The organism is Actinoplanes sp. NPDC000266, from assembly GCF_042899005.1.
GTDB lineage: Bacteria > Actinomycetota > Actinomycetes > Mycobacteriales > Micromonosporaceae > Actinoplanes.
In genome coordinates this window covers 132,818-153,078 of sequence record NZ_JBIAZI010000017.1, presented here as the reverse complement: position 1 = coordinate 153,078, position 20,261 = coordinate 132,818, and the positions used below count along the sequence as shown (strand labels likewise).

The 20,261-nt window shown below is 70.5% G+C and carries 17 protein-coding genes; 5 read left to right on the top strand and 12 right to left on the bottom strand.

Annotation, left to right across the window (positions count from 1 at the left end; translation table 11 throughout):
- The first annotated feature begins 38 nt into the window (after nt 1-38).
- Entirely contained in the window at nt 39-1,610 is a 1,572-nt protein-coding gene (locus ACFY36_RS46705) for a methyl-accepting chemotaxis protein (RefSeq protein ID WP_499752383.1), read from the top strand.
- Here ACFY36_RS46705 and ACFY36_RS46700 read toward each other — a convergent pair whose 3' ends face one another.
- The 6 genes from ACFY36_RS46700 to ACFY36_RS46675 form a co-directional block, all read right to left on the bottom strand.
- Nucleotides 1,611-3,110, bottom strand: coding sequence for a hypothetical protein (locus ACFY36_RS46700; RefSeq protein ID WP_499752382.1), 1,500 nt, complete (start codon nt 3,108-3,110; stop codon nt 1,611-1,613).
- Nucleotides 3,111-3,217: 107 nt separating this feature from the next.
- The gene (katG, locus tag ACFY36_RS46695; protein WP_499752381.1) at nt 3,218-5,455 is read right to left on the bottom strand and encodes a catalase/peroxidase HPI; all 2,238 of its coding nucleotides are present in this window, start codon (nt 5,453-5,455) and stop codon (nt 3,218-3,220) included.
- Nucleotides 5,455-5,874 (bottom strand): Fur family transcriptional regulator, encoded by a 420-nt coding sequence (locus tag ACFY36_RS46690; RefSeq protein WP_499752380.1) that lies wholly within the window; start codon nt 5,872-5,874, stop codon nt 5,455-5,457. The genes katG and ACFY36_RS46690 overlap by 1 nt, the downstream gene beginning before the upstream one ends.
- A 64-nt stretch (nt 5,875-5,938) precedes the next feature.
- On the bottom strand, nt 5,939-7,120 hold the full coding sequence (locus ACFY36_RS46685) for an acyltransferase family protein (protein WP_499752379.1): 1,182 nt from the start codon (nt 7,118-7,120) through the stop codon (nt 5,939-5,941).
- 119 nt (nt 7,121-7,239) lie between these two features.
- A complete protein-coding gene (locus ACFY36_RS46680) occupies nt 7,240-7,734 on the bottom strand; it encodes a hypothetical protein (RefSeq protein WP_499752378.1) in 495 nt (164 codons plus the stop codon).
- An 11-nt stretch (nt 7,735-7,745) separates the two neighbouring features.
- Nucleotides 7,746-9,041, bottom strand: a complete 1,296-nt coding sequence (locus ACFY36_RS46675; RefSeq protein ID WP_499752377.1) for a diguanylate cyclase domain-containing protein — start codon at nt 9,039-9,041, stop codon at nt 7,746-7,748.
- A gap of 179 nt (nt 9,042-9,220) precedes the next feature.
- Between ACFY36_RS46675 and ACFY36_RS46670 the strand changes: the two genes are divergently transcribed.
- Both ACFY36_RS46670 and ACFY36_RS46665 read left to right on the top strand, forming a co-directional pair.
- A complete protein-coding gene (locus ACFY36_RS46670) occupies nt 9,221-12,121 on the top strand; it encodes a M36 family metallopeptidase (protein WP_499752376.1) in 2,901 nt (966 codons plus the stop codon).
- Between the two features lie 69 nt (nt 12,122-12,190).
- A complete protein-coding gene (locus ACFY36_RS46665) occupies nt 12,191-12,538 on the top strand; it encodes a response regulator (protein ID WP_498699237.1) in 348 nt (115 codons plus the stop codon).
- Here the strand turns inward: ACFY36_RS46665 and ACFY36_RS46660 are convergent.
- Nucleotides 12,524-13,168, bottom strand: a complete 645-nt coding sequence (locus tag ACFY36_RS46660) for a response regulator (protein ID WP_499752426.1) — start codon at nt 13,166-13,168, stop codon at nt 12,524-12,526. The two genes, ACFY36_RS46665 and ACFY36_RS46660, sit on opposite strands and share 15 nt — an antisense overlap.
- A gap of 118 nt (nt 13,169-13,286) precedes the next feature.
- Here ACFY36_RS46660 and ACFY36_RS46655 point away from each other — a divergent pair, with 118 nt between their 5' ends.
- A complete protein-coding gene (locus tag ACFY36_RS46655) occupies nt 13,287-13,499 on the top strand; it encodes a DUF5999 family protein (RefSeq protein WP_499752375.1) in 213 nt (70 codons plus the stop codon).
- A 3-nt stretch (nt 13,500-13,502) separates the two neighbouring features.
- Here ACFY36_RS46655 and ACFY36_RS46650 read toward each other — a convergent pair whose 3' ends face one another.
- The 4 genes from ACFY36_RS46650 to ACFY36_RS46635 form a co-directional block, all read right to left on the bottom strand.
- Nucleotides 13,503-15,392, bottom strand: coding sequence for a GAF domain-containing sensor histidine kinase (locus ACFY36_RS46650; RefSeq protein WP_499752374.1), 1,890 nt, complete (start codon nt 15,390-15,392; stop codon nt 13,503-13,505).
- Nucleotides 15,393-15,413: 21 nt separating this feature from the next.
- Entirely contained in the window at nt 15,414-17,180 is a 1,767-nt protein-coding gene (locus tag ACFY36_RS46645; protein ID WP_499752373.1) for a glycosyltransferase, read from the bottom strand.
- 73 nt (nt 17,181-17,253) lie between these two features.
- Nucleotides 17,254-18,219: a LacI family DNA-binding transcriptional regulator gene (locus tag ACFY36_RS46640; protein ID WP_499752372.1), complete on the bottom strand. Its 966-nt coding sequence runs from the start codon at nt 18,217-18,219 to the stop codon at nt 17,254-17,256.
- A 133-nt stretch (nt 18,220-18,352) separates the two neighbouring features.
- Nucleotides 18,353-19,228: a helix-turn-helix domain-containing protein gene (locus ACFY36_RS46635; RefSeq protein WP_499752371.1), complete on the bottom strand. Its 876-nt coding sequence runs from the start codon at nt 19,226-19,228 to the stop codon at nt 18,353-18,355.
- Nucleotides 19,229-19,301: 73 nt separating this feature from the next.
- Between ACFY36_RS46635 and ACFY36_RS46630 the strand changes: the two genes are divergently transcribed.
- Complete coding sequence (locus ACFY36_RS46630) at nt 19,302-19,571, top strand: hypothetical protein (protein ID WP_499752370.1); 270 nt, start codon at nt 19,302-19,304, stop codon at nt 19,569-19,571.
- Here ACFY36_RS46630 and ACFY36_RS46625 read toward each other — a convergent pair.
- Nucleotides 19,532-20,221 carry a TetR/AcrR family transcriptional regulator gene (locus ACFY36_RS46625; protein ID WP_499752369.1) on the bottom strand — a complete coding sequence of 230 codons (690 nt, stop codon included), beginning with the start codon at nt 20,219-20,221 and terminating at the stop codon, nt 19,532-19,534. The two genes, ACFY36_RS46630 and ACFY36_RS46625, sit on opposite strands and share 40 nt — an antisense overlap.
- Between the last annotated feature and the right edge of the window lie 40 nt (nt 20,222-20,261).

Below are 20,261 nucleotides of genomic sequence, written 5' to 3'. Positions count from 1 at the left end.
ACCCCGCCGGTAACGCCGTGACGCGGTGGTTCGCCAATATGAAGATCAATACCAAGATCGGGGTGCTGGTCGCGGTTCTGACCGTGGCCGCGCTCGGGGTCGGCGTCATCGGCATCAACCGGATGAGCACTCTCAACGGCGAGCTCGAGACGATGAAGACCAAGCACGTCGAGAGCATGGCCAACCTCCTCGGCGTTCAGGGCGGCATGGCCGACATGTACCGCGAGATGCTCATCTACAGCCTCGGGGCCTCCGCCGCCGAGAAGGCCGACGCCGTCACGCAGACCAAGGCCGCCGACGCCGAGATCGACGAGTCGCTCGAGGCCTACGGCACGGCCGCGGCCGGGTCGGCCACCCGGCAGGCCGCCGTGACGGCCCTGACCGAGGCGTTCGCCACCTACCGGGACCTGCGCAACGTTCTGCTCTACCGGGAGACCCCGCCGGCCGGCTTCACCATGCCGACCGATGTCGGCGCCGCCTTCGACGAAGCCGAGGGCACCGTCAACGACACTGTCAGCCAGCTCCGGAACCTCGAGAAGACCGAGGCCAACGACCGGGCCGAGAAGGCCTCCGCCGCCTACTCCACGGCCCGGACCTGGGTCATCATCGCCATCGTCGTGGGCCTGCTGCTCGGGCTCGTGCTGGCGTACGTCATCTCCTCCTCCATCAAGCGCCAGGTCACCTCCGTCGGCAACGCGCTGCGCTCGCTCGCCGCCAACGACCTGACCACCTCCGCCACCGTCTACGGGCGGGACGAGATCGGCGAGATGGCCATCGCCGTCAACGAGGCCCGGGACGGGCTGCGGCACACCCTCAACGAGGTCACCGCCACCGCCGCCACCCTCGCCGCGGCCGGCGCCGACCTGTCACACGCCAACCAGGAGATCTCGACCCACGCCCGGGAGGCCGCCGCGCAAGCCGACATGGTGTCCTCGGCCGCCGACCAGGTCTCGGTGAACGTCTCCACCGTCGCCGCCGGCTCGGAGGAGATGGGCGCCTCGATCCGGGAGATCAGCCAGAACGCCAACGACGCCGTGCAGGTCGCGGCCCAGGCCGTCGGGGTCGCCGAGGCCACCAATCGCACCGTCTCCAAGCTGGGCGAGAGTTCGGCCGAGATCGGCAACGTGGTCAAGACGATCACCGCCATCGCCGAGCAGACGAACCTGCTGGCGCTCAACGCGACCATCGAGGCCGCCCGGGCCGGCGAGACCGGTAAGGGCTTCGCCGTCGTGGCCGGTGAGGTCAAGGATCTGGCCCAGGAGACGGCCAAGGCGACCGAGGACATCTCGCGGCGGGTCGAGGCCATCCAGGCCGACACGTCCAGCGCGGTCGACGCCATCGGGGAGATCAGCCGGATCATCGCCCGGATCAACGACTATCAGGTGACCATCGCGTCGGCGGTCGAGGAGCAGACGGCCACCACGGGCGAGATGACCCGCAGCGTCGGGGACGCGTCCGGCGGCACGACCGACATCGCCTCCAACATCACCGGCGTGGCCAACGCGGCCCAGTCGACCACCGCCGCCCTGGCCCGCGCCACCACCACCGTCGACAACCTGTCGCGGGTGTCGTCCGAGCTTCAGGTCATGGTCGGCCGGTTCCGGCTCTGATCACCGGTTCCGGCTCTGATCGAAGACGCCGGCGCGCTGGTCGAGGACGGCCGCGGCGGCCAGCGCGGCCGACCACACGACGAGGGAGACCAGCGCCAGCGTCAGGCCGTGCTCGGCGCCGTTCCGCAACCACGCGACGACCACTCCGGCCTGCACGATGGCGAAGATCAAGAAAATTGCGGCCGTACGGAGGAGCCACCGTCCCGAGCGCGGTAGGCGGTTCATGGCGATCGCCGTCACGACGATGACGCAGAGCAGGCCCACGAAGGCGGTCACCGCCACCGCCAGGAACGGAAAGGCGAACAACACCGAGGACGGGTCCGTACGCCCGAGCTCGGCGAACAACAGCAGGAACGGCCCGAACGCGAGCTGCGGCAGCAGGAACCACGCCCAGTGCGCGCTCCCGCCGGCCCGCGCGTTCGCCGCGACCGCCGCGCCGGTGGCGGCCAGGCCCGCGAACAACACCGCGATGGCCACCGCGAACAGCACGTCCTCCGAACGGTAGGAGTCGGTGATCTTCTTCAGGTCCGGGGCCGGCGCCGCCGCCGAGCGGGCCGTCGCCGGGAAGCCGATCCGCGTCCAGGTGCCCGCCGCGTCGCGCACCGCGAAGCCGTCCCGCAGGTTCGCCGCCACCACCACGTGCCCGCCCGAGGGCAGGTCCTGCACCACGATCGACCGGCCGGTGAGCTGGCCGTCGCGGTTGTAGACGTCGCCGTAGTCGCGGTAGAGCGCCTCCCGCTCCTCCTCCGACAGCCGCCAGTCGTCGGCCCACGTCCGGCCGTCCGTCGTCATCTGGACCGCCAGCTCGCCCGGCACCAGCCGGTAGCAGGTTTTCGGCTGGGCCTTCGAGCACGCCTCGCGCCGTGGCTGCGTCACGGTCTCGGTGATGCCGGCCGGCGCCGACGCCGGCAGCCAGGTGTGCCCGCCGTCGCGGCTGACCGACCAGTCGACCGCGCGGTATGGCTGCTCGTTCGAGCCCGCGTACAGGACCCCGCCGATCGATTCCACCGAGTCGGCCGACGGGCTCTCCGGCGCGCTGGTCGCGACCACCCCCACCAGCGCGACCGGCAGGAGCACCCCGATCCGGGCCGCGCGCCACCACCGCCCGGCCGTCTCGCTGACGGAATGGCGGAAAGCCCAGTGGGCCACGGCCAGGAACGGGAGCGTGATCAGGTCGGTGGGGTCCGTGCGGAACTCGGTGGCCCGGAGCAGCGACCATGCGTCCGAGGCGGTCGTGGTGGCGTACGGCCAAGCCTTGACCAGGGCGAAACCCACCCCGACGGTGACCGTCGCGATCAGCCCGGCCCGCCGGTCTTTCACGAATGGGGTGAGCAGGACCGCCAGCAGCGCCGGCGCCATGATCAGGCCGGCCGCGTCGCTGAGCTTGCCGGTGAGCCAGCCCGGGTGCGCCGCCTTGAGGTAGTGGTCGTTGAGCAGCAGCAGGCCCAGCCCGAGCACGGTGACGGGATGGATCAGCCAGCTGAAGGCGACGCGTCTCACCCCTACAAGATCGCGGCGCCGCGTCACGGACCGGACACGCAGCAGTCTCGATGTCGGCAGCGAAAAGCCCGGCCGATCACGATCGGCCGGGCTTGCGCGGAAAACGGTCAGACGAGGTCGTAGCGGTCGAGCTCCATGACCTTGGTCCAGGCCGCGACGAAGTCGTTGACGAACTTCTCGGTGGCGTCGTCGCTGGCGTAGACCTCGGCGAGGGCGCGCAGCTGCGAGTTGGAGCCGAAGATGAGGTCGACCGCGGTGGCGGTCCACTTCACCTGGTCGGTGGCGAGGTCGCGGATCTCGTAGACGTGCTCGCCGCTCTCCGCCGCCTTCCACTTGGTGCCCGGGGAGAGCAGGTTGGCGAAGAAGTCGTTGGTCAGCACGCCCGGCTTGCCGGTGAGAACGCCGTGCTGGGCGCCACCGAAGTTGTTGCCGAGGGCGCGCAGGCCGCCGACCAGGACGGTCATCTCGGGCGCGGTCAGGTTGAGCATGTACGCGCGGTCGACCAGCAGGATCTCGGGCTGGGTCTTCTCGCCGGGGCGCAGGTAGTTGCGGAAACCGTCGGCGCGGGGCTCGAGGACCTTGAACGACTCGACGTCGGTCTGCTCCTGGGTGGCGTCGGTGCGGCCCGGGCGGAACGGCACGGTGACCTTGACGCCGGCGTCGGCCGCCGCCTTCTCCACCGCGGCCGAGCCGGCCAGCACGATCAGGTCGGCCACCGAGATCTGGGCGCCGCCGGCCGCGTTGAACTCCTGGGCGATCGCCTCGACCTTGGTCAGCGCGGCCGCGACCGGCTGGTTGACCTCCCAGCTGCGCTGGGGCTCGAGACGGATGCGGGCGCCGTTGGCGCCACCGCGCTTGTCGGTGGAGCGGAACGACGCGGCCGAGGCCCACGCGAGCTGGACGAGCTCGGAGACCGACAGGCCCGAGTCGAGGACCTTCTGCTTCAGGGCCGCGATGTCGGCCTCGCCGACCAGGGCGCCCTCGACGGCCGGGACCGGGTCCTGCCAGAGCTGGGCCTCGGGGACCCAGGGGCCGAGGAAGCGGGCCACCGGGCCCATGTCACGGTGCAGCAGCTTGTACCAGGCCTTGGCGAACGCGAGGCGGAAGTCCTCGGGGTTCTCCAGGAAACGGCGGGAGATCTTCTCGTACGCCGGGTCGACGCGCAGCGACAGGTCGGTCGTCAGCATCGTCGGGCGGTGCTTCTTCGACTCGTCGAACGGGTCCGGGATGATCTCGTCGGTGGTCTTGGCCACGTACTGCTTGGCGCCGCCGGGGCTCGTGGTGAGCTCCCACTCGTACCCGAAGAGGATCTCGAAGAAGCGGTTGCTCCACTGGGTCGGCTTGTCGGTCCAGGTCACCTCGAGGCCGGAGGTGATCTGGTCGGGACCCTTGCCGGTGCCGTGGGTGCTCAGCCAGCCCAGGCCCTGGGCCTCGATCGGGGCGCCCTCGGGCTCGGGGCCGACGTGGCCGTCGGCGACACCGGCGCCGTGGGTCTTGCCGAAGGTGTGGCCGCCGGCGATCAGCGCGACGGTCTCCTCGTCGTTCATCGCCATGCGGGCGAAGGTCTCACGGATGAAGTGCGCTGCCGCTGCCGGGTCGGCAGAGCCCTTCGGGCCCTCGGGGTTGACGTAGATGAGGCCCATCTCGGTGGCGCCGACGCCCTCGGCCATCGTCTTCTCGGAGGCGTAGCGCTCGTCGCCGAGCCAGGTGTCCTCGGGACCCCAGAAGATCTCCTCGGGCTCCCACGTGTCGACGCGGCCGAAGCCGAAGCCGAAGGTCTGGAAGCCCATGTCCTCCAGGGCCACGTTGCCGGCCAGCACCAGCAGGTCGGCCCAGGAGATCTTCTGGCCGTACTTCTGCTTGACCGGCCAGAGCAGGCGGCGGGCCTTGTCGAGGTTGGCGTTGTCGGGCCAGCTGTTGAGCGGGGCGAACCGCTGGCCACCGTCGCCGGCGCCACCACGGCCGTCCTGGATGCGGTAGGTGCCCGCGGCGTGCCAGCTCATGCGGATCATGAGGCCGCCGTAGTGGCCGAAGTCGGCCGGCCACCACTCCTGCGAGGAGTGCAGCGTCTCGGCGATGTCACGCTTGATCGCCTCGACGTCGAGCTTGGCGAACTCCTTGGCGTACTCGAACGCGGGGCCGAGCGGGTTGGCCTTGGACGAGTGGGCGTGCAGCACGTTCAGGTCGAGCTGGTTGGGCCACCAGTCCCGGTTGGTGTGCGGGCGCCCGCCGGTCTTCGGGGTCGGCGAGTCGATCGCCGGGTTCTCGCTCTCACTGCCGTGGGCGGTGACGGAGTCGTGCGCGACCGGGCAACCGCCGGACTTCGGGTCGAAGGTGTCGCTCATCAGTTTCCTTCCGAACAGTCGGGGCAGACGCCCCAGTAGACGACTTCCGCCTCGTCGACCACGAAGCCGTGATCGTCGGACGCGGTGAGACAGGGGGCATGGCCGACGGCGCACGCGACATCCGCGATCGCGCCGCAGGACCGGCACACGACGTGATGGTGGTTGTCGCCCACCCGGGTCTCGTAGCGCGCCGTGGCGCCACGAGGCTGGATGCGGCGCACCAGACCGGCGTCGGTGAGCACACGCAGTACGTCATACACCGCCTGGTGCGACACCGTGGGGAGATCCGCTCGAACGAGCGAGATCACCGCGTCGGTGTCGACGTGTGGGTGGTCGCGCAGCGCGGCCAGCACCGCCAGACGGGGACGGGTGACACGCAGCGAGACCGCCCGAAGCTGTGCTTCGAAGCCGTCCGCCATGCGACGAACACTAGTCCACTTTTCTGGAACAGATCAAGTTTTCGGCGCGGCGGAGTGAGATCCACTATGGACGCGGCGGCACCTGGGCCACACCCCGCGCGGGGGTCACCGGCGTGCCCAGCGGGGTGCCATTGATCATGATGGGGCCGCTGGGTGCCGCGAGAACCGCGGGGGCCACAGGGGCCGCCGGAGCCGCCGGCCACAGGGAGGCCTTGCGCTTGGCCGACACGTCCTCGACCCAGCCGAAGACCAGGACGGCCGCGACGACCAGGGCCGTCTCGACGGCCAGCATCCAGCCGATGTACGACGGGGTGGCCCACTGGACGTCGTAGTGGGCCAGGAGCATGGCGGCCACGGTGATCAGCGGGTAGTGCCACAGGTAGATGGTGATGGCGCGGGCGTTGACGACGCGGATGCCCTCGGCCAGGGCCGGCACCTTGTCGAGGAAGGCCATCGACGGCTTCAGCCGCAGCACGATCAGCACGAACGCCAGCGACCAGAACGTGCGGGCGATCGGCACCGAGTTCAGGTCGAGGCCGTACACGTCCGAGTTCGAGAACAGGTAGTAACCGCCGTAACCACCCAGCGCGGCGATGGCCGGCAGCAGCACGGACAGCGGCAGCCGGGCCAGGCGCCCGTCGCGATGGGCGAAACCGGCGATCCAGCACGCCGCGTACGTCACGAAGTCCCACATCACGCCGTCGACCTGGTCGGGCAGGCGGAATCCGGTGTACACGAGCAGGCCCAGCCCGGCCAGCGGGGCCAGGACCATCGTCCAGGACAGCCGCTTGTAGAGGAACCACAGCAGGGGCGAGACCAGGACGAACAGGAGGTACGCCCGCAGGTACCAGAGAACCTCCCAGAACGGCTCACCCCAGCTGCTGCCGGGCGGGTCCTCGAGCGGGAAGACCCAGAAGAGCAACTGGAGCTTGTGCAGCGGGTGGTCCGGGTCGGTGGCGTTCCAGCCGTGCCAGAGCATCACGGGCACGGCGATCGCGCCGAACACCCACAAAGCGGGCAGCAACCGGCGGATCCGCGACCACACGGCCCGGCGGGCGCCGGCCTTGGCCAGCGACGCCGCCATGAGTGAGCCCGCGATCGCGAACATCACGCCCATGGCGGGCAGCACGAAGCTCAGCCACGCCCAGCCGAAGGCGTGGTAGACGATCACCCGGACGATGGCGACCGCGCGCAGCGTGTCGATGTACCGGTTGCGGGACCCCGCGGGGGCCGTCGTCGTTGTCATGGTGACCTTCCGCGGGTGAGCACAAAATCCTGGCGAGTTACAAGATCACGGCTGTGCTCATGCTGTGAACCGCCGGACGGCCCGGCCCCGATAAGCCGTCCAGCCAGGACAAACGTAGATCAGCCGGCCTTCACGCCGAGCTTGGCGCATTCCTTGTCGAAGCCTTCGCCGGCCTTGTCGACGGCACCGCTGCCGAGCACCTTCTCCGGGTCGGCGCTCGTGGCCGCCTTGTCGAACTCCGCCGACAGCTCCTTGAGGTACTTCGTCACCTCGCTGCCGGCGTCGCCGCCCTGCGCGATCTTGTCGAGGTCGGCGGCGAAGGTGGCGGTGAGCTTCTTCAGGGCGGCCGGGTCGAACTCCCCCGCGGAGTTCGCGGCCGAGGCGAGCGACGTGGTCATGGTCGCCTTGGCCTTGTTGGCCTGTTCGCAGAGCGCCTTGTCACCCGAGGCGGCAGGGGCCGACGAGGTGGCCGGGGCGGCCGGGGCGGCGGACGAGGTGGCCGGGGCGGCCGCCGTATCCGTTTTGTCGGACGAGTCCGAGTCGGAGCCGCACGCGGTCAGCAACGCGAGCGGCAGGGCGATCAGGGTCGACTGGATGAGAGTTAGACGCTTCACGATGGAGCACCCTAGTGCCCGGCGCCCTCGAGCTCATACATCCGCACCCCGTGGGTGCCGGAACGCTTCGCCTCGTACATGGCCAGATCGGCCCGGTGCAGCAGCTCGGCCGGCTCGCAACAGCCCTCGTCCGCGACCGCCACCCCGATGCTGGCCCGCGCCCGAAGCTCGACCCCTTCGACCGTCACCGGCCGGTCGAGGGCGGCCAGGATCCGCGCCGCCACCTGCAGCGGGCAGCCGGCGGTGAGCACCGCCCCGAACTCGTCCCCGCCGAGCCGGCCCAGCAGGTCCTCTTCCCGGACGCAGGACCGCAGCGCCGCCGCCACCGAGGTGAGCAGCGCGTCGCCGTACCGGTGCCCGTAGGTGTCGTTGACCGCCTTGAAGCCGTCCAGGTCGACGAAGAGCACCGCGACCTCCGGGGTCAGCGGGGTCGCCGCGAGGCCGCGCAGGAAGGCGGCCCGGTTGTGCAGCCCGGTCACCTGGTCGTAGGTGGCCTCGTAGGTGAGCCGCTCCTGCATCTCCACGCGCTCGGTCACGTCGCGGAAGTTGACCACGATCCCGCGCACGGCCGGGTTGGCGCTCAGGTCGCGCAGGGCCGACTCGACCCACCGGAGACTCCCGTCGGCGTGCCGCATCCGGGTGAGCAGCGTCTGCGGAGTCGCCGGGTCGGCCACGCACCGCTCGAGGGCGGCCAGGGACAGGGCGACGTCGCCGGGCTCCAGCAGCGGCTCCCACCCCCGGCGGACGTAGGTCTCGACGTCGTAGCCGAGCAGATGCTCGATGGCGGGCGAGACGTAGCCGAGCTTGCCCGACGGGCTGACCACGCAGTAGACGTCGGAGGAGTCCTGCACGAGCGCCTGGTAGAGCGCCTCGGTCCGCTCGCGCTCCTCGGCCGTCGTGCCCAGGACCCGGATGAACAGGACGGTCAGCAGCGCGCCGACCAGACCGGTCACCTGGGCCTGTGCCGGCGGGAGGTAGCAGAAGATCCAGCCCAGGGCGATGCCGGCCTGCCCGGCGGCGATGCACAGGACGGTGAGGACGGCCACCGGTTTCCACAGCCGCCCGCCGAACGCGCGGATGTGCATGCTGAAGACCATGGCGAAGGCCAGGGGCAGGACCGGGCCCCAGCCGACGGCGTAGACGACCCAGCCGGTGATCAGGATGTCCAGGTAGGCGGCCAGGCGGCGCTCCCGCAGGACCGGGAGCTGGGTGACGCCGTACAGCAGGATCGGAAGGACCGTCACCCACAACGGCCCGTCGCCGACGACGCCGAACGGGTGCAGCGCGACCACGGCGAGAAGTCCCACGATCGCTTCGAACCGCAGCCCGAGCCGCCTGCCTGTTCCCACAGACCAGTAGTTCGGCCGCGCCCGCGGCGACCTGAGAAGTCTGACATTTAATCGACGTATTTAGATGTTTGGCCCATGTCGCGGTGGCGGAGCGTGCGATCGGATGGCTTCATCAGCCGTTCCACAAAGGAGGTACCGTGCGCGCTCCATCCCGTGCGTCGGCGGGAACCACCGCCGGGCTGCTGGCGGCCGCGCTCGTCCTGGTCGCCGGATCCGGCAGCCAGGCCGCGCCCGCGAGCCCGGCCGCAGCGAAGGCATCGACCGAGGACGGAACCAAGGACTACCGCCAGGGCCACCTCGCCCCCACGTCCATCCAACGAGCGAAGACCGCGGGCGATCACGTCCGCTGGAACGATTTCGGCACCCCCGCCAGCCTGACCGCCGCCGCCGAGCCGCTCGACGAGGGTCTCGCGGCCGATCCGGTGGCCGCCGCCCGCGCCTACGTCGCGGGCAACCGCGACGTCCTCGGCCTGACCGCGGCCGGCGCCGACTCCCTCGAGCTGCTGACCTCCGCTCCGATCGGGGAGGGCGCGGCGGTCGTCTTCCGGCAGCGCTTCGGCGACCTGGCCGCCGGCCGTGACGGCCTGCTCTCGGTGGGCGTGCGCGACGGCAAGGTCTGGTACGTCAGCTCGTCGCTGGCCCGTGACGCGGCCGCGCCCGAGCCGGCCACGCTCTCCGCCGACCAGGCCGCGGCCGCCGCCAAGGCCGAGGCCGGCCTGCCCGGCGCCACCGTCATGTCGAGCAAGCTGGTGGCCGTGCCCACCGTCGACCGCGGCGCCCGCGCCGCCTATCAGGTGACCTTCGGCGACGACCTGCAGGGCGCCGACCCGGTGGCCTACACGACGTACGTCGACGCCCGCGACGGCAAGGTGCTGGTCCGCGACGACATCGTCGACGCCGACAGCGACCACCCGGAGTGGGAGGTCTTCCCGGCCAACCCGTCGACCAGCTACTCGTCACGCGACACCCGCCGCACGTGGTGCTTCGCCCCCGGGCCCCGCTGCGACGAGGTCGTCGGCACGCCCGCCTCCCCGCTCGGCTGGGACGTGGACCCGGCCACCGGCGAGCCCACCTTCACCACCAGGGGCAACAACGCCATCGCGGTGGAAAACTGGAACTCCAGCGACCCGTTCACGGTCGGCACCGAGACCGCGACCCCGCGGCCGAACCGCGAGTACGACTACCCGTGGACCAACCAGTGGTACCGCGAGCGGTGCGCGCCCACGACCTTCGAGTCGCCGGCCAAGAACGACATCGACGCGGCCCGGGCCAACCTGTTCGCGATGCACAACCGCATGCACGACTGGACGTACCACCTCGGCTTCACCGAGGCCACCTGGAACATGCAGGACGAGAACCCGCGCCCGGGCGGCCTGCCCAACGACTACGAGCAGGGCAACGCGCAGGCCGGCGGCATCAGCGGCGGCCCGCCGACCTTCGCCGCCCGCAACAACGCCAACCAGATCACCCCGCCCGACGGCGAGGCCCCGATCACGAACATGTACCTGTGGCAGCCGATCGCGGGCACCTTCTACGGACCCTGCGTCGACGGTGACTACGACATGTCGGTCATCGCCCACGAGTACGGGCACGCCGTGACCAACCGCATGATCGCCGGCCCGGACGGCGGCCTCTCGTCGCCGCAGGGCATGAGCGAGAGCTGGTCCGACCTGCTGGCCATCGAATATCTCTACGAGCACGGCTACCAGAAGACGTACACGGTCGGCGAATACGTCACGGGCGACGCCACCGCCGGCATCCGCAACCACAACATGAGCCGCAACCCGCAGCTCACCTACGCCAGCGTCGACTACGACTTCGTCGGCCTCCAGGTGCACGCGTCCGGCGAGCTGTGGAGCGCCACCAACTTCGACATCCGCAAGGCCTTCATGCAGCGGTACGGCTCGGGATCGCCGGCGCTGCAGAAGTCGTGCGCCAACGGCCGTACGCCGGTGACGTCCTGCCCGGGCAACCGGCGCTGGATCCAGCTGGTCTTCGACTCGTTCCTGCTGCTGGCCAACAGCGCCAACAGCCAGGTCGACGCCCGTGACGCGCTGATCGGGGCCGACCTGGTGCGCTTCGGCGGCAAGAACCAGGACCTGCTCTGGAACGCCTTCGCCCGGCGCGGCCTCGGCCAGAACGCGCTGAGCAACGGCGCCACCGATGCCGACCCGCGGCCCGACTTCACCTCCCCGTACGCCAAGGAGGCGGTCGTCACGTTCCGCCCGGTCGACGAGCGGGGCCGGCCGGTGGCCGGCGCGAAGCTGTTCGCCGGCGACTACCAGGCGCGGGCGGTGCCGATCGCGGACACCGACCCGGCCACCGCCCTGCCGGACACGGTCAGCATCGTGCCGGGGTCGTACCGGTTCGTCGCCCAGGCGCCCGGTCACGGCCTGGCCCGGGTGGGCGAGTCCTCGTACGGCTGGGGTCAGCGGCGGACGCTCACCGTGCGCATGCCGGTCAACCTGGCGTCGGGCACCTCCGGCGCCACGGCGACCGGCGACGGCGTCAACCTGGCCCGGATCACCGACGACGACGAGGCCACCAACTGGGCCTCGCTCGGCGCCCCGGTGGCCGGCCGTCAGGTCACCGTCGACCTGGCCGGCGACAAGGCCCAGACGGTACGGCGGGTGCAGGTGAGCGCCATGCTGCGGCCGCAGATCACCACCGACGTGGACAACGCCGCGCAGAGCCGGTTCAGCGCGCTGCGGCAGTTCCGGGTCCTGGCCTGCACCGCCTCGGCCACGGTGACCTGCGCGAACGCGGCCGATTTCCGGTCCGTGTTCACCAGCCGGCCGGACGCGTTCCCGTCGGGCAAGCCCCGGCCGCGCGCGCCCGAGGTGATCGTCAAGTCGTTCGACATCCGATCGACTACGGCCACGCACCTGCGCCTCGAGGTGCTGACCAACCAGTGCACCGGCGCGCCCGAGTACGCCGGTGAGCAGGACGCCGACCCCCGCGCGAACACCGACTGCACCACGGCCAGCCCGCAGGCGCTGAACGTGCGGGTGGCCGAGTTCCAGGCCTTCACCAAGTAAATAGGGACGCGTCCCCGGACTACCGCTAGCAGGAATGCACGGGATGTCCGGGGATGCGACCCTGGTGAGGTGACTTTGCGTTGCCTGCTCGTCGATGACAACGAGCACTTCTTAGCCGCCGCGCGCGACCTTCTGGAGCGCGAGGGGCTGGTCGTCGCGGGCACGGCCTCGCACATCGCCGACGCCGTGGGCCGCGCCGGCGAGCTGGGGCCGGACGTGGCCCTGGTCGACATCAACCTGGGCGGGGAGAGCGGCTTCGATCTGGCGCGGCGGCTCTCGCCGACCCCGGTCATCATGATCTCCACGCACGCCGGGGACGACTATCACGACCTGATCGAGGAGAGCCCGGCCATCGGCTTCCTGTCGAAGCTCGAGCTCTCGGCCGCGGCCGTCGAAAAGCTTCTAGCGCGCCTCTAGGAATGTCAGCACGGCCAGCACCCGGCGGTGATGGTCGTCCGTCTCGGGGAGTTGCAGTTTCGCCAGCACGCTGCGGACGTGCTTCTCGACCGTGCCCTCGGTGATGAACAGCCGGCGGGCGATGCCCGCGTTCGACTGGCCCTCGGCCATCTGGGCCAGCACCTCGCGCTCGCGGGCGCTCAGCACGGCCAGCGGGTCGTCGCGGCGCCGTGAGCTGACCAGTTCCTCGACCAGACCCGGGTCGATGACCGAGCCGCCGCCGGCGATCCGCTCCAGCGCGGCCAGGAACTCGGCCACGTCGGTGATCCGGCTCTTCAGCAGATATCCGATGCGGCGGCCGCTGGCCAGCAGCTCCATCGCCTGCTCGACGTCGGCGTAGGCGGACAGCACCAGGATGCCCGTCTCGGGCAGCTCCTCGCGGATCTGCCGGGCCGCCTTGAGCCCCTCGGTGGTGTTCGTCGGCGGCATCCGCACGTCGACCACCACCAGGTCGGGCTTGTGCTGCCGGACCAGCGTCATCAGCTCGACCGCGTCGCCCGCCTGGCCCAGCACCTCGAGGCCGGACCGGTCCAGCAGGCTCGCCAGACCCTCGCGCAGCAGGACGTCGTCCTCCGCCAGTACCACCCGCATCCCGCTCATGGGCGCATTATCGCCGGTCACCTACCGGCTAGCCGGTACCGGGGAGCCGGTAAACGGGAGTCGGGCTAACGGCGATGTGCGGAAACGGCCGGATGACGAGGCTGTAGTCATGTGCGAACACCAGCCGCAGTGCCCCGCCATCGACCAGCCCGGCGCCGAGACCGCGCAGGTCATCATGCATCACGCCGACCTCGGATGGGCCATGCTGTGCAACGGCGCCATCCGGCTCGACAGCGCCGTGCAGGCCGCGCCCGTGATTGCCATCACCAGCCGCAAGCGCCGCGCTCCGCAGCCGGTCACGAGCCGCCGGGCCGCCGCGTAACCATCACCGCCTCGACAACGGCACCCGGCAGGTCACGGTCGTGCCGCCGCCGGCCGGGCTGCGCACGTCGAACGTGCCGCCCAGGGCCTCGATGCGGTCCTTGAGCCCGAGCAGGCCGGTGCCGCGCGTGGGATCCGCTCCCCCGGCGCCGTCGTCCCGGACCACCAGCCGCAGCACGTCGTCGTCGACGTCGACGGTCACCTCGACCACCGACGCGCCGGAGTGCTTGGCCGCGTTGGTCACCATCTCGGACACGACGTAGTAGGCCCCCACCTCGACCGCGGACGGCAGGCGGTCGTCGAGACGTACCTCCACCTCCACCGGAAGCGGTGAACGGCGCGCGAGAGCACGCAGCGCCGGCCGCAGGCCGGAGTCGGAGAGCACCGCCGGGTGGATGCCCCGGGACAGCTCCCGCAGCTCGTCGATCACGGTCATCAGGTCGCCCGCGACGTCGGTCACCTCACGCCGGGTCTCCCCCTCGACGCCCATCCCGAGCCCGCGCAGCCGCAGGGCCAGCGCCACCAGCCGCTGCTGGGCCCCGTCGTGCAGGTCCCGCTCGATGCGCCGCCGGGCCTCGTCGGCCGCGGCCACGATCCGGGCCCGCGAGCTCTGCAGGTCGGCCCGGCTCTGCGCGTCGGCCACGGCGGTCGCCACCAGGTCGGTGTATTCGGTCATCCGGTCCTCGGTGTCGGCCGGCAGCTCCTCCTCGCCCCGGCCCACCACGAACATGCCCCACAGCCGCCCGTTGACGTGGATCGGCACGCCGACCAGGGTGTCGTCGACCCGGGCGGCCCGGCCGGTCTCGCGCACGGTCGCGGCCAGCGCGTCGCCGTCCCACGGGTCGCCCGCGAGCAGCGTGACCGTGCCGTCGAGCTCGTAGCGCACGAGCCGGGCGTGCCCGCCACCGAAGTGCCGCAGCACCTCGGCGGTGACGGCCGTGAAGACCCGCTCGGGCGCCTCGCCCTGGGCGATGAGCAGGGCCAGGCGGCGCAGCGAGGCCTGGGTCTCGGCCAGCTCGCGCAGCTGCTGCTCGGCCTGCGTGTTGGCGATGGCGGTGGCCGCCAGCTCCATGAAGTCGCAGATGCGGGCCTCGGTCCCGGGCGCGAAGTCGGGCTGGGTGGTGGCGGCGACGATCACGCCCCACTGGCGGCCGCCGACCGTGACCGGGGTGGCGATCGCGGCGCCCAGGCCGAGCCGGTCGATGATGTCCTGGAACGGGCCGGTCCGGAACGGCTCGCCCGCCCGCTTGACCGGCTCGCCGGACTCGATCGCGGTGCGCATCAGATAGGAGGTGGCCCCGCTCAGCTCGAGGCGGCGGTCGACCGGCATCTCCTCGGTGAGCAGGCCGTACGAGGCGACCACGGTGACCAGCTCGTCGTCGTCGTGCCGGGCCACGAAGGTGCCCTCGGCCCCGATCAGGCCGGCCAGCTCGTCGGCGATCGCGGTGAACACCTCGGACGGCTTGGCCTGCGCGGCCACCAGCGTGGCGACCCGGCGCAGGGCGGCCTGCTCACCGGCCAGGTCGCCGCGGGCCCGTTCGCTCTCGACCGCGCGGCGGGTGGCCACGGTGGCGACCGTGGAGACGATCGTGGCGGTGCTGACGAAAAGGGCCAGCACGATCAGCGAGGTGTCGTTGAGGACGCGCAGCGGCGGCAGGAAGTACCAGTCGAAGGCCTGCACCGCGGCCACGCCGACCGGCAGCGCGTACATGATCCCGATCGTGCGGGCCAGGAGCAGCACGACCGCGAGCAGGATCAGCCCGAGAAGGGGCGCGTGCACGGTCGGCACGTGGTCGCGCAGATAGGTGCTGATGACCGCCACGACCACGAACGAGCCGACCCCGGACAGCAGGGACAGCGTGACCTCGAGAGAAAGTGGCAGTCGGCGTCGCACCCGTTGAGGCTGCCAAAGCTTTCAATTCCGCACAATGGCGCGGATCATGACCCCCCGCGTCAGCTCCCTCCGCAGGCGCCGGTCGCGGCGCGGGTCGGCCGTGACCGCCACAATCGGCTCGTCCACGGACACTGTCATCGTGGGTCGGCGGCGCAGGCCCTTCGGCGCGGTGAAGCGGATCGAGAGCGGCACCACGGGCACCCGCGCCTGTGCGGCGAGGTGGAACGCCCCCAGCTGGAAGTCGCGCAGGCTGGTGTCGTACGGCCGAAGCTCGCCCTCGGGAAAGAAATGCACGATGCGCCCCCGCGCGAGGAAGAGCTCCATCTCCGAGAAGAACAACGGCAACTGCACAGCCCTCGGGGGTACGGCGACACCGCCCAGCAGTCGTACGAGACCGCCGTACCAGCGATTGTCGAGGTTGACGGGCGCCGAGGTGAAGACGGCCCGGCGCGGGAACAGGGCGATCGCGACCAAGGCGCTGTCGAGGTGGTGCACGTGGTTGCAGACCGTGACGAAGCCGCCCCGGGGCAGCCGGCGACGGCCCTCGCCGCGCACGCCCAGGACCAGGCGGGTCACCAGGTAGAGCAACGGGATGGCGATCGCGTAGTAGAAGACGGCCGACAGCATCCGGTAGAGACGGCCGGCGTAACCGGCGGGACGCTCGGCGGCCCGGCCGGCGCGCGTGTAGACCCGCTCGATCGCCTTGACGCTGCGGTCGACCGAGTAGAGCCGCCCGTACCGCGCGTAGGCCTCGGAGGCGGCGGCCAGGCCGGCCGGATCCTCGATCCAGCCGTCGATCCGCTCGGCCAGCGACGACGGGTCGCCGGCCCGGAACAGGTTGCGCTCCTCGAGGGCGAACTGGCCGGTGGCGCTGCGGCGGCTGTCGGAGATGACCGGGACCAGGCCGCAGGAGAACGCCTCCAGGCACGACAGGCCCTCGATCTCGGCGTCGGAGGCGTGCACGTAGAGGTCGCAGCCGCGGATCAGCTCGATGAGCTCGTCCTGCGCGTAGTAGCCGAAGCGGGCCTCGTTCTCCAGTCTCAAGCTCAGCTTTTTCAACTTCTGCTCCGCCGGCCCGTGTCCCGCGAAGTGCAATTCGATCTTGCCGGCATGCCGTGATCGGCTGACCGCCTTGATCAGTACGTCCTGCCTTTTCTCGGGTGCGAAACGGCCGATCATCAAGATGCGGAACACTGGATTTGTCGGTTTTGTTTGGTGCGGCCGGAATGCCTCGTCCACCCCGTTGGAGATGACGTGCAGCCGGGCCCGGTAGCCGTGGGCGCGCAGCTGGGCCGCGATGAACGCCGACGGGCAGTGGATGTCGGCGAAGCGGCCGTAGAAGAACAGCCGCAGCAGCAGGTAGACCAGGTGCGCGGCCGGGCGGAACCAGCCCAGCCCCACGTTGTAGGTGATGTTCTCGGGCTGCACGTGGAAGGCGGCCACCGCCGGCACGCCGAGCCGGCGGGCGGTCCGCTCGGCGGCCCGGCCCAGCGCCCACGGCTGATAGATGTGCACGACGTCGGCGCCGCTGATCGCGCTCGTCAGGACCGCCCGCACCGGCTTGGCGAACAGGGTGCTCTGTTTGTGCGCGAGCCGGCTCGCGATCGGCACATGCAGCTCGGGCAGGCCGAAGACCTCGGGCCCCCGGCCCGGCTGTCTGCTCTCACCGCAGGCCACGACGCGCACGGTGTGCCCGCGCGCGACCAAGGCGTCGGCGAACCGCGTGGCCGAGATGGTGGTGCCGTTGTTGTTGACGTCGAACGTGTCCGCGACCAGCGTGATGATCACAGTCGAACGCCCCCGGATCCGACGAAATGATCAGCACATTATCCACCGCATCCGCGCCGGTCAATGCCCCGGATCAGGCCGGCGGGGCGGTCGATTCCCGCACCGACAGACTGAGCGGCACGTCCTCCTGCCGGGCCTCGCCGAGCAGCAGCCCGACCGCGGCCACCCCCGACCGGTAGAAGTCCTGCCGCACGGTGGTGAGCGGCGGATAGCAGTAGGCGGCCAGCTCGATGTCGTCCACACTCACGATCGACACGTCCCCCGGCACCGACCGCCCACGCTCCCGCAGCGCCTTGACCACACCGAACGCCATCTCGTCGCTGGCCACGAAGACGGCCGTGACATCCGGGATCATCGCGATGATCTGCCCCAGCCGGTAGCCCGACTCGGGCGACCAGTCCCCTTCGAGCGGCGGCGGCGCGGTCAGCCCGGCCGCCTCGAGGCACTCCCGCCACCCTTGCCGGCGCTGCCGCGCCTCGATCCACTGGTCCGGCCCGGCCAGATGCCACACCTGCCGGTGCCCGAGATCGAGCAGGTGCTGAGTGGCCAGCCGCCCGGCCTCCCGCTGGTCGATGCCGAGAACCTGAGCCCCACGCGTGCGGGAACCATCGAGGGTGACGGTCGGGATCTCGCGGGTGATGTCCTCCATCTTCTGCGTGACGGAGATCAGCGGAACCGCGATGACGATGCCGTCCACCCCTTGATCGGCCAGCTTGGCCAGCGACTTCTCCATCATCCCGGTATCGAGAGCGGCGATGGTGGCGATGTTCACCGACAGCCCGGCCCGGGCCGCGGCCGCCTCGACACCGGCGGTGACGGCCGAACGGGAGTAGTAGCCACCCGACTGGAGCAGAACGAGCCCGATGGTGTTGCTGCGCCCCGACGAGAGGCTGCGCGCCGCGTTGTTGAACCGATAGCCGAGCCGCTCCACAGCTTCCAAGACCCGCCGTCGGGTCTCCGGGTTGACGTTGGGCGAGTCCCGAAGAGTCCGCGACACCGTCTGCGCCGACACCCCCGCCTCCAGCGCGACGTCAGCCATGCTCGGCTGCCTGGTACGCGCCGTGTCATCAACCATGGGTGCCCGTCCTCCGGCTTCCGCTCGAACCCGGGGATCATATCGTTGCTGTTAGCCAAGCTATCGATAACATCGACGGCCGCCCTCGCACGCGAGATCACTCCATCTCTTTGATGGCGCTCTCCAGGTAGCCGGGGAGATCCGCCGCGTCGATCGCCAACTCCTCGAGATGCCAGAACCGTTCTTTGTACGAGGCGATCGTGTCAGTGTTGTCACGCCACGTCGGGCCCTTCCGGTTCTCGACGAAGAGCAGCTCGTCGTCCTCCAGGCCGGGGAACTCGAGAATCGTGAACGGCCCGCCGATGCCGTAATGAAGACCACTGCGAAACGGCAGGATCTGAATCGAGATTCCCGGCCGCTCGGCCAGCTCCTGCAAATACCGCAACTGGCGCACCATCACCTTTCCCGAGCCTGGCGCCTCGCCGACCCATCGCCGCACGACGGCCTCGTCGAGCACGAAGAACATCTCGGGACAGGAGTCCCGCCCCAGCAGTTCCTGTCGTACCATTCGCGCCTCCACGAGGCGTTCGATGTCCCGCCCGGACATATCGGCGGAGGCGAACTGCCGGGTCACCGCGTAGGCGTACTCCTCGGTCTGCAAGAGGCCCGGCACAAGGAGGGTTTCGCTCTGCCGCACCAGCGACGCGGACTCCTCATAGGCCAGATACGCCATGAAGTCCGGGTCCAGAACATCGCGATAGGCCGACCACGCGCTCTGCCGCCGGCTGTCGGCGGCCAGTTCGAGGAGGAGCCGTACTCCATCCGGATCGGTCACGCCGTAGAAGTCGAGCAGCGCGCGCAGGTCGCTCCGCGAGATGCCCGTCTGCCCGTTCTCGATACGGACAAGCTTCGACAGCGACCATCCGAGGTCGGCCACCACCTCCTTCTGGGTCCTGCGGCTCTCGGCCCTGGCCCGCCGCAATTCGGCCCGGAGGCGACGGCGCTGGACCATGGGATGCGGCAGCGGCTCCATGACTCACTCTCGCGTGATCCGCACGCCGCTGACAAGGGGTGTCCGCGTGGCTCCGCTCTGTCAGAATGGTCCGGTGGGCCACGATCGCCTTCGCCGATCTGCCGTTGCGAGCGCAGCGGCGGTAGCAGGCTTCGCCCAGGTGCTCGCCGGCCTTTCGTCCGATGTGAGCCCTCTGCAGATCGTTTGTCTCGCCGTCACCACTCTCGGCTGCGGTGTTGCCGCCGCGCTGCCGCTCTTTCCCGCCGCTGCTCAAAAAAAAGATCGTCAATCTGCTATGCGCAGCCTGCTGTCCGCGAAGTGCTATCAGCTCGAACCAGCCGGGCTCCGCGCTTTGATCGCGTAGATCAGTTTGTCGAGCACTCCCGGGAACGGGGATGACGTCACCTGCGGGAGATGCTCACGGACGGCGGCCAGATGGGGATAGTCGGCGGCGCTGAAGGAGGCGTACGTCTGGGCCAGAGCTCTTTTGTCTGTCTGCTCCTGACCTGGCGCCAACTCAGCCGCGTCCATCGCGGCCAGGGACAGGACCGCGTCGATGAAGTCGGAATAGTGGCGGACGGCGTCGGCGCCCGAGAAGCCGGCCCGCAGCAGCAGGCCCATGCCTATGTCGTCGACTCGTAGTTCGTTCGGGCCGGCGGTGAAGCGGACCGCTCGCAACTGGGCCAGGCGTGGGTGGCGCAGCATCGAGTCGTGCACGCGCTCGCCCAGCTCGCGCAGGGACGCCGCCCAGTCGGGGCCGGGCTCGAACCCGGTCAGCGTCTCGCCGATCAGGCGGTCGGCGATGGCGATGAGCAGCGCGTCCAGGTCGCGGAAGTAGCGGTAGATCGCGCTCGGGTCGGCGCCCAGCTCGACGCCGAGGCGGCGGACGGTGAGCGCGTTGCCGCCGGGGGCCTCGATGAGCCGCAGGGCCGCGTCGATGATCAGGTCGGGTTCGAGGACCACACCGGTGCGGGTGGGCCGCCGCCTCACTCTCGCCGATCCCGTGTCCCGCATGGCCGCCTCCTTATGTCAACGCATTGACTTAAGCGTACGA

Excerpts from the sequence above, each read along its gene's own strand:
- ACFY36_RS46655 (WP_499752375.1), top strand. The coding sequence starts at position 13,287 with ATGTGCGAACACCAGCCGCAGTGCCCCGCCATCGACCAGCCCGGCGCC.
- ACFY36_RS46625 (WP_499752369.1), bottom strand. The coding sequence starts at position 20,221 with ATGCGGGACACGGGATCGGCGAGAGTGAGGCGGCGGCCCACCCGCACC.
- katG (WP_499752381.1), bottom strand. The coding sequence starts at position 5,455 with ATGAGCGACACCTTCGACCCGAAGTCCGGCGGTTGCCCGGTCGCGCAC.
- ACFY36_RS46640 (WP_499752372.1), bottom strand. The coding sequence starts at position 18,219 with ATGGCTGACGTCGCGCTGGAGGCGGGGGTGTCGGCGCAGACGGTGTCG.
- ACFY36_RS46690 (WP_499752380.1), bottom strand. The coding sequence starts at position 5,874 with ATGGCGGACGGCTTCGAAGCACAGCTTCGGGCGGTCTCGCTGCGTGTC.
- ACFY36_RS46705 (WP_499752383.1), top strand. The coding sequence starts at position 39 with ATGAAGATCAATACCAAGATCGGGGTGCTGGTCGCGGTTCTGACCGTG.
- ACFY36_RS46635 (WP_499752371.1), bottom strand. The coding sequence starts at position 19,228 with ATGGAGCCGCTGCCGCATCCCATGGTCCAGCGCCGTCGCCTCCGGGCC.
- ACFY36_RS46660 (WP_499752426.1), bottom strand. The coding sequence starts at position 13,168 with ATGCGGGTGGTACTGGCGGAGGACGACGTCCTGCTGCGCGAGGGTCTG.
- ACFY36_RS46685 (WP_499752379.1), bottom strand. The coding sequence starts at position 7,120 with ATGACAACGACGACGGCCCCCGCGGGGTCCCGCAACCGGTACATCGAC.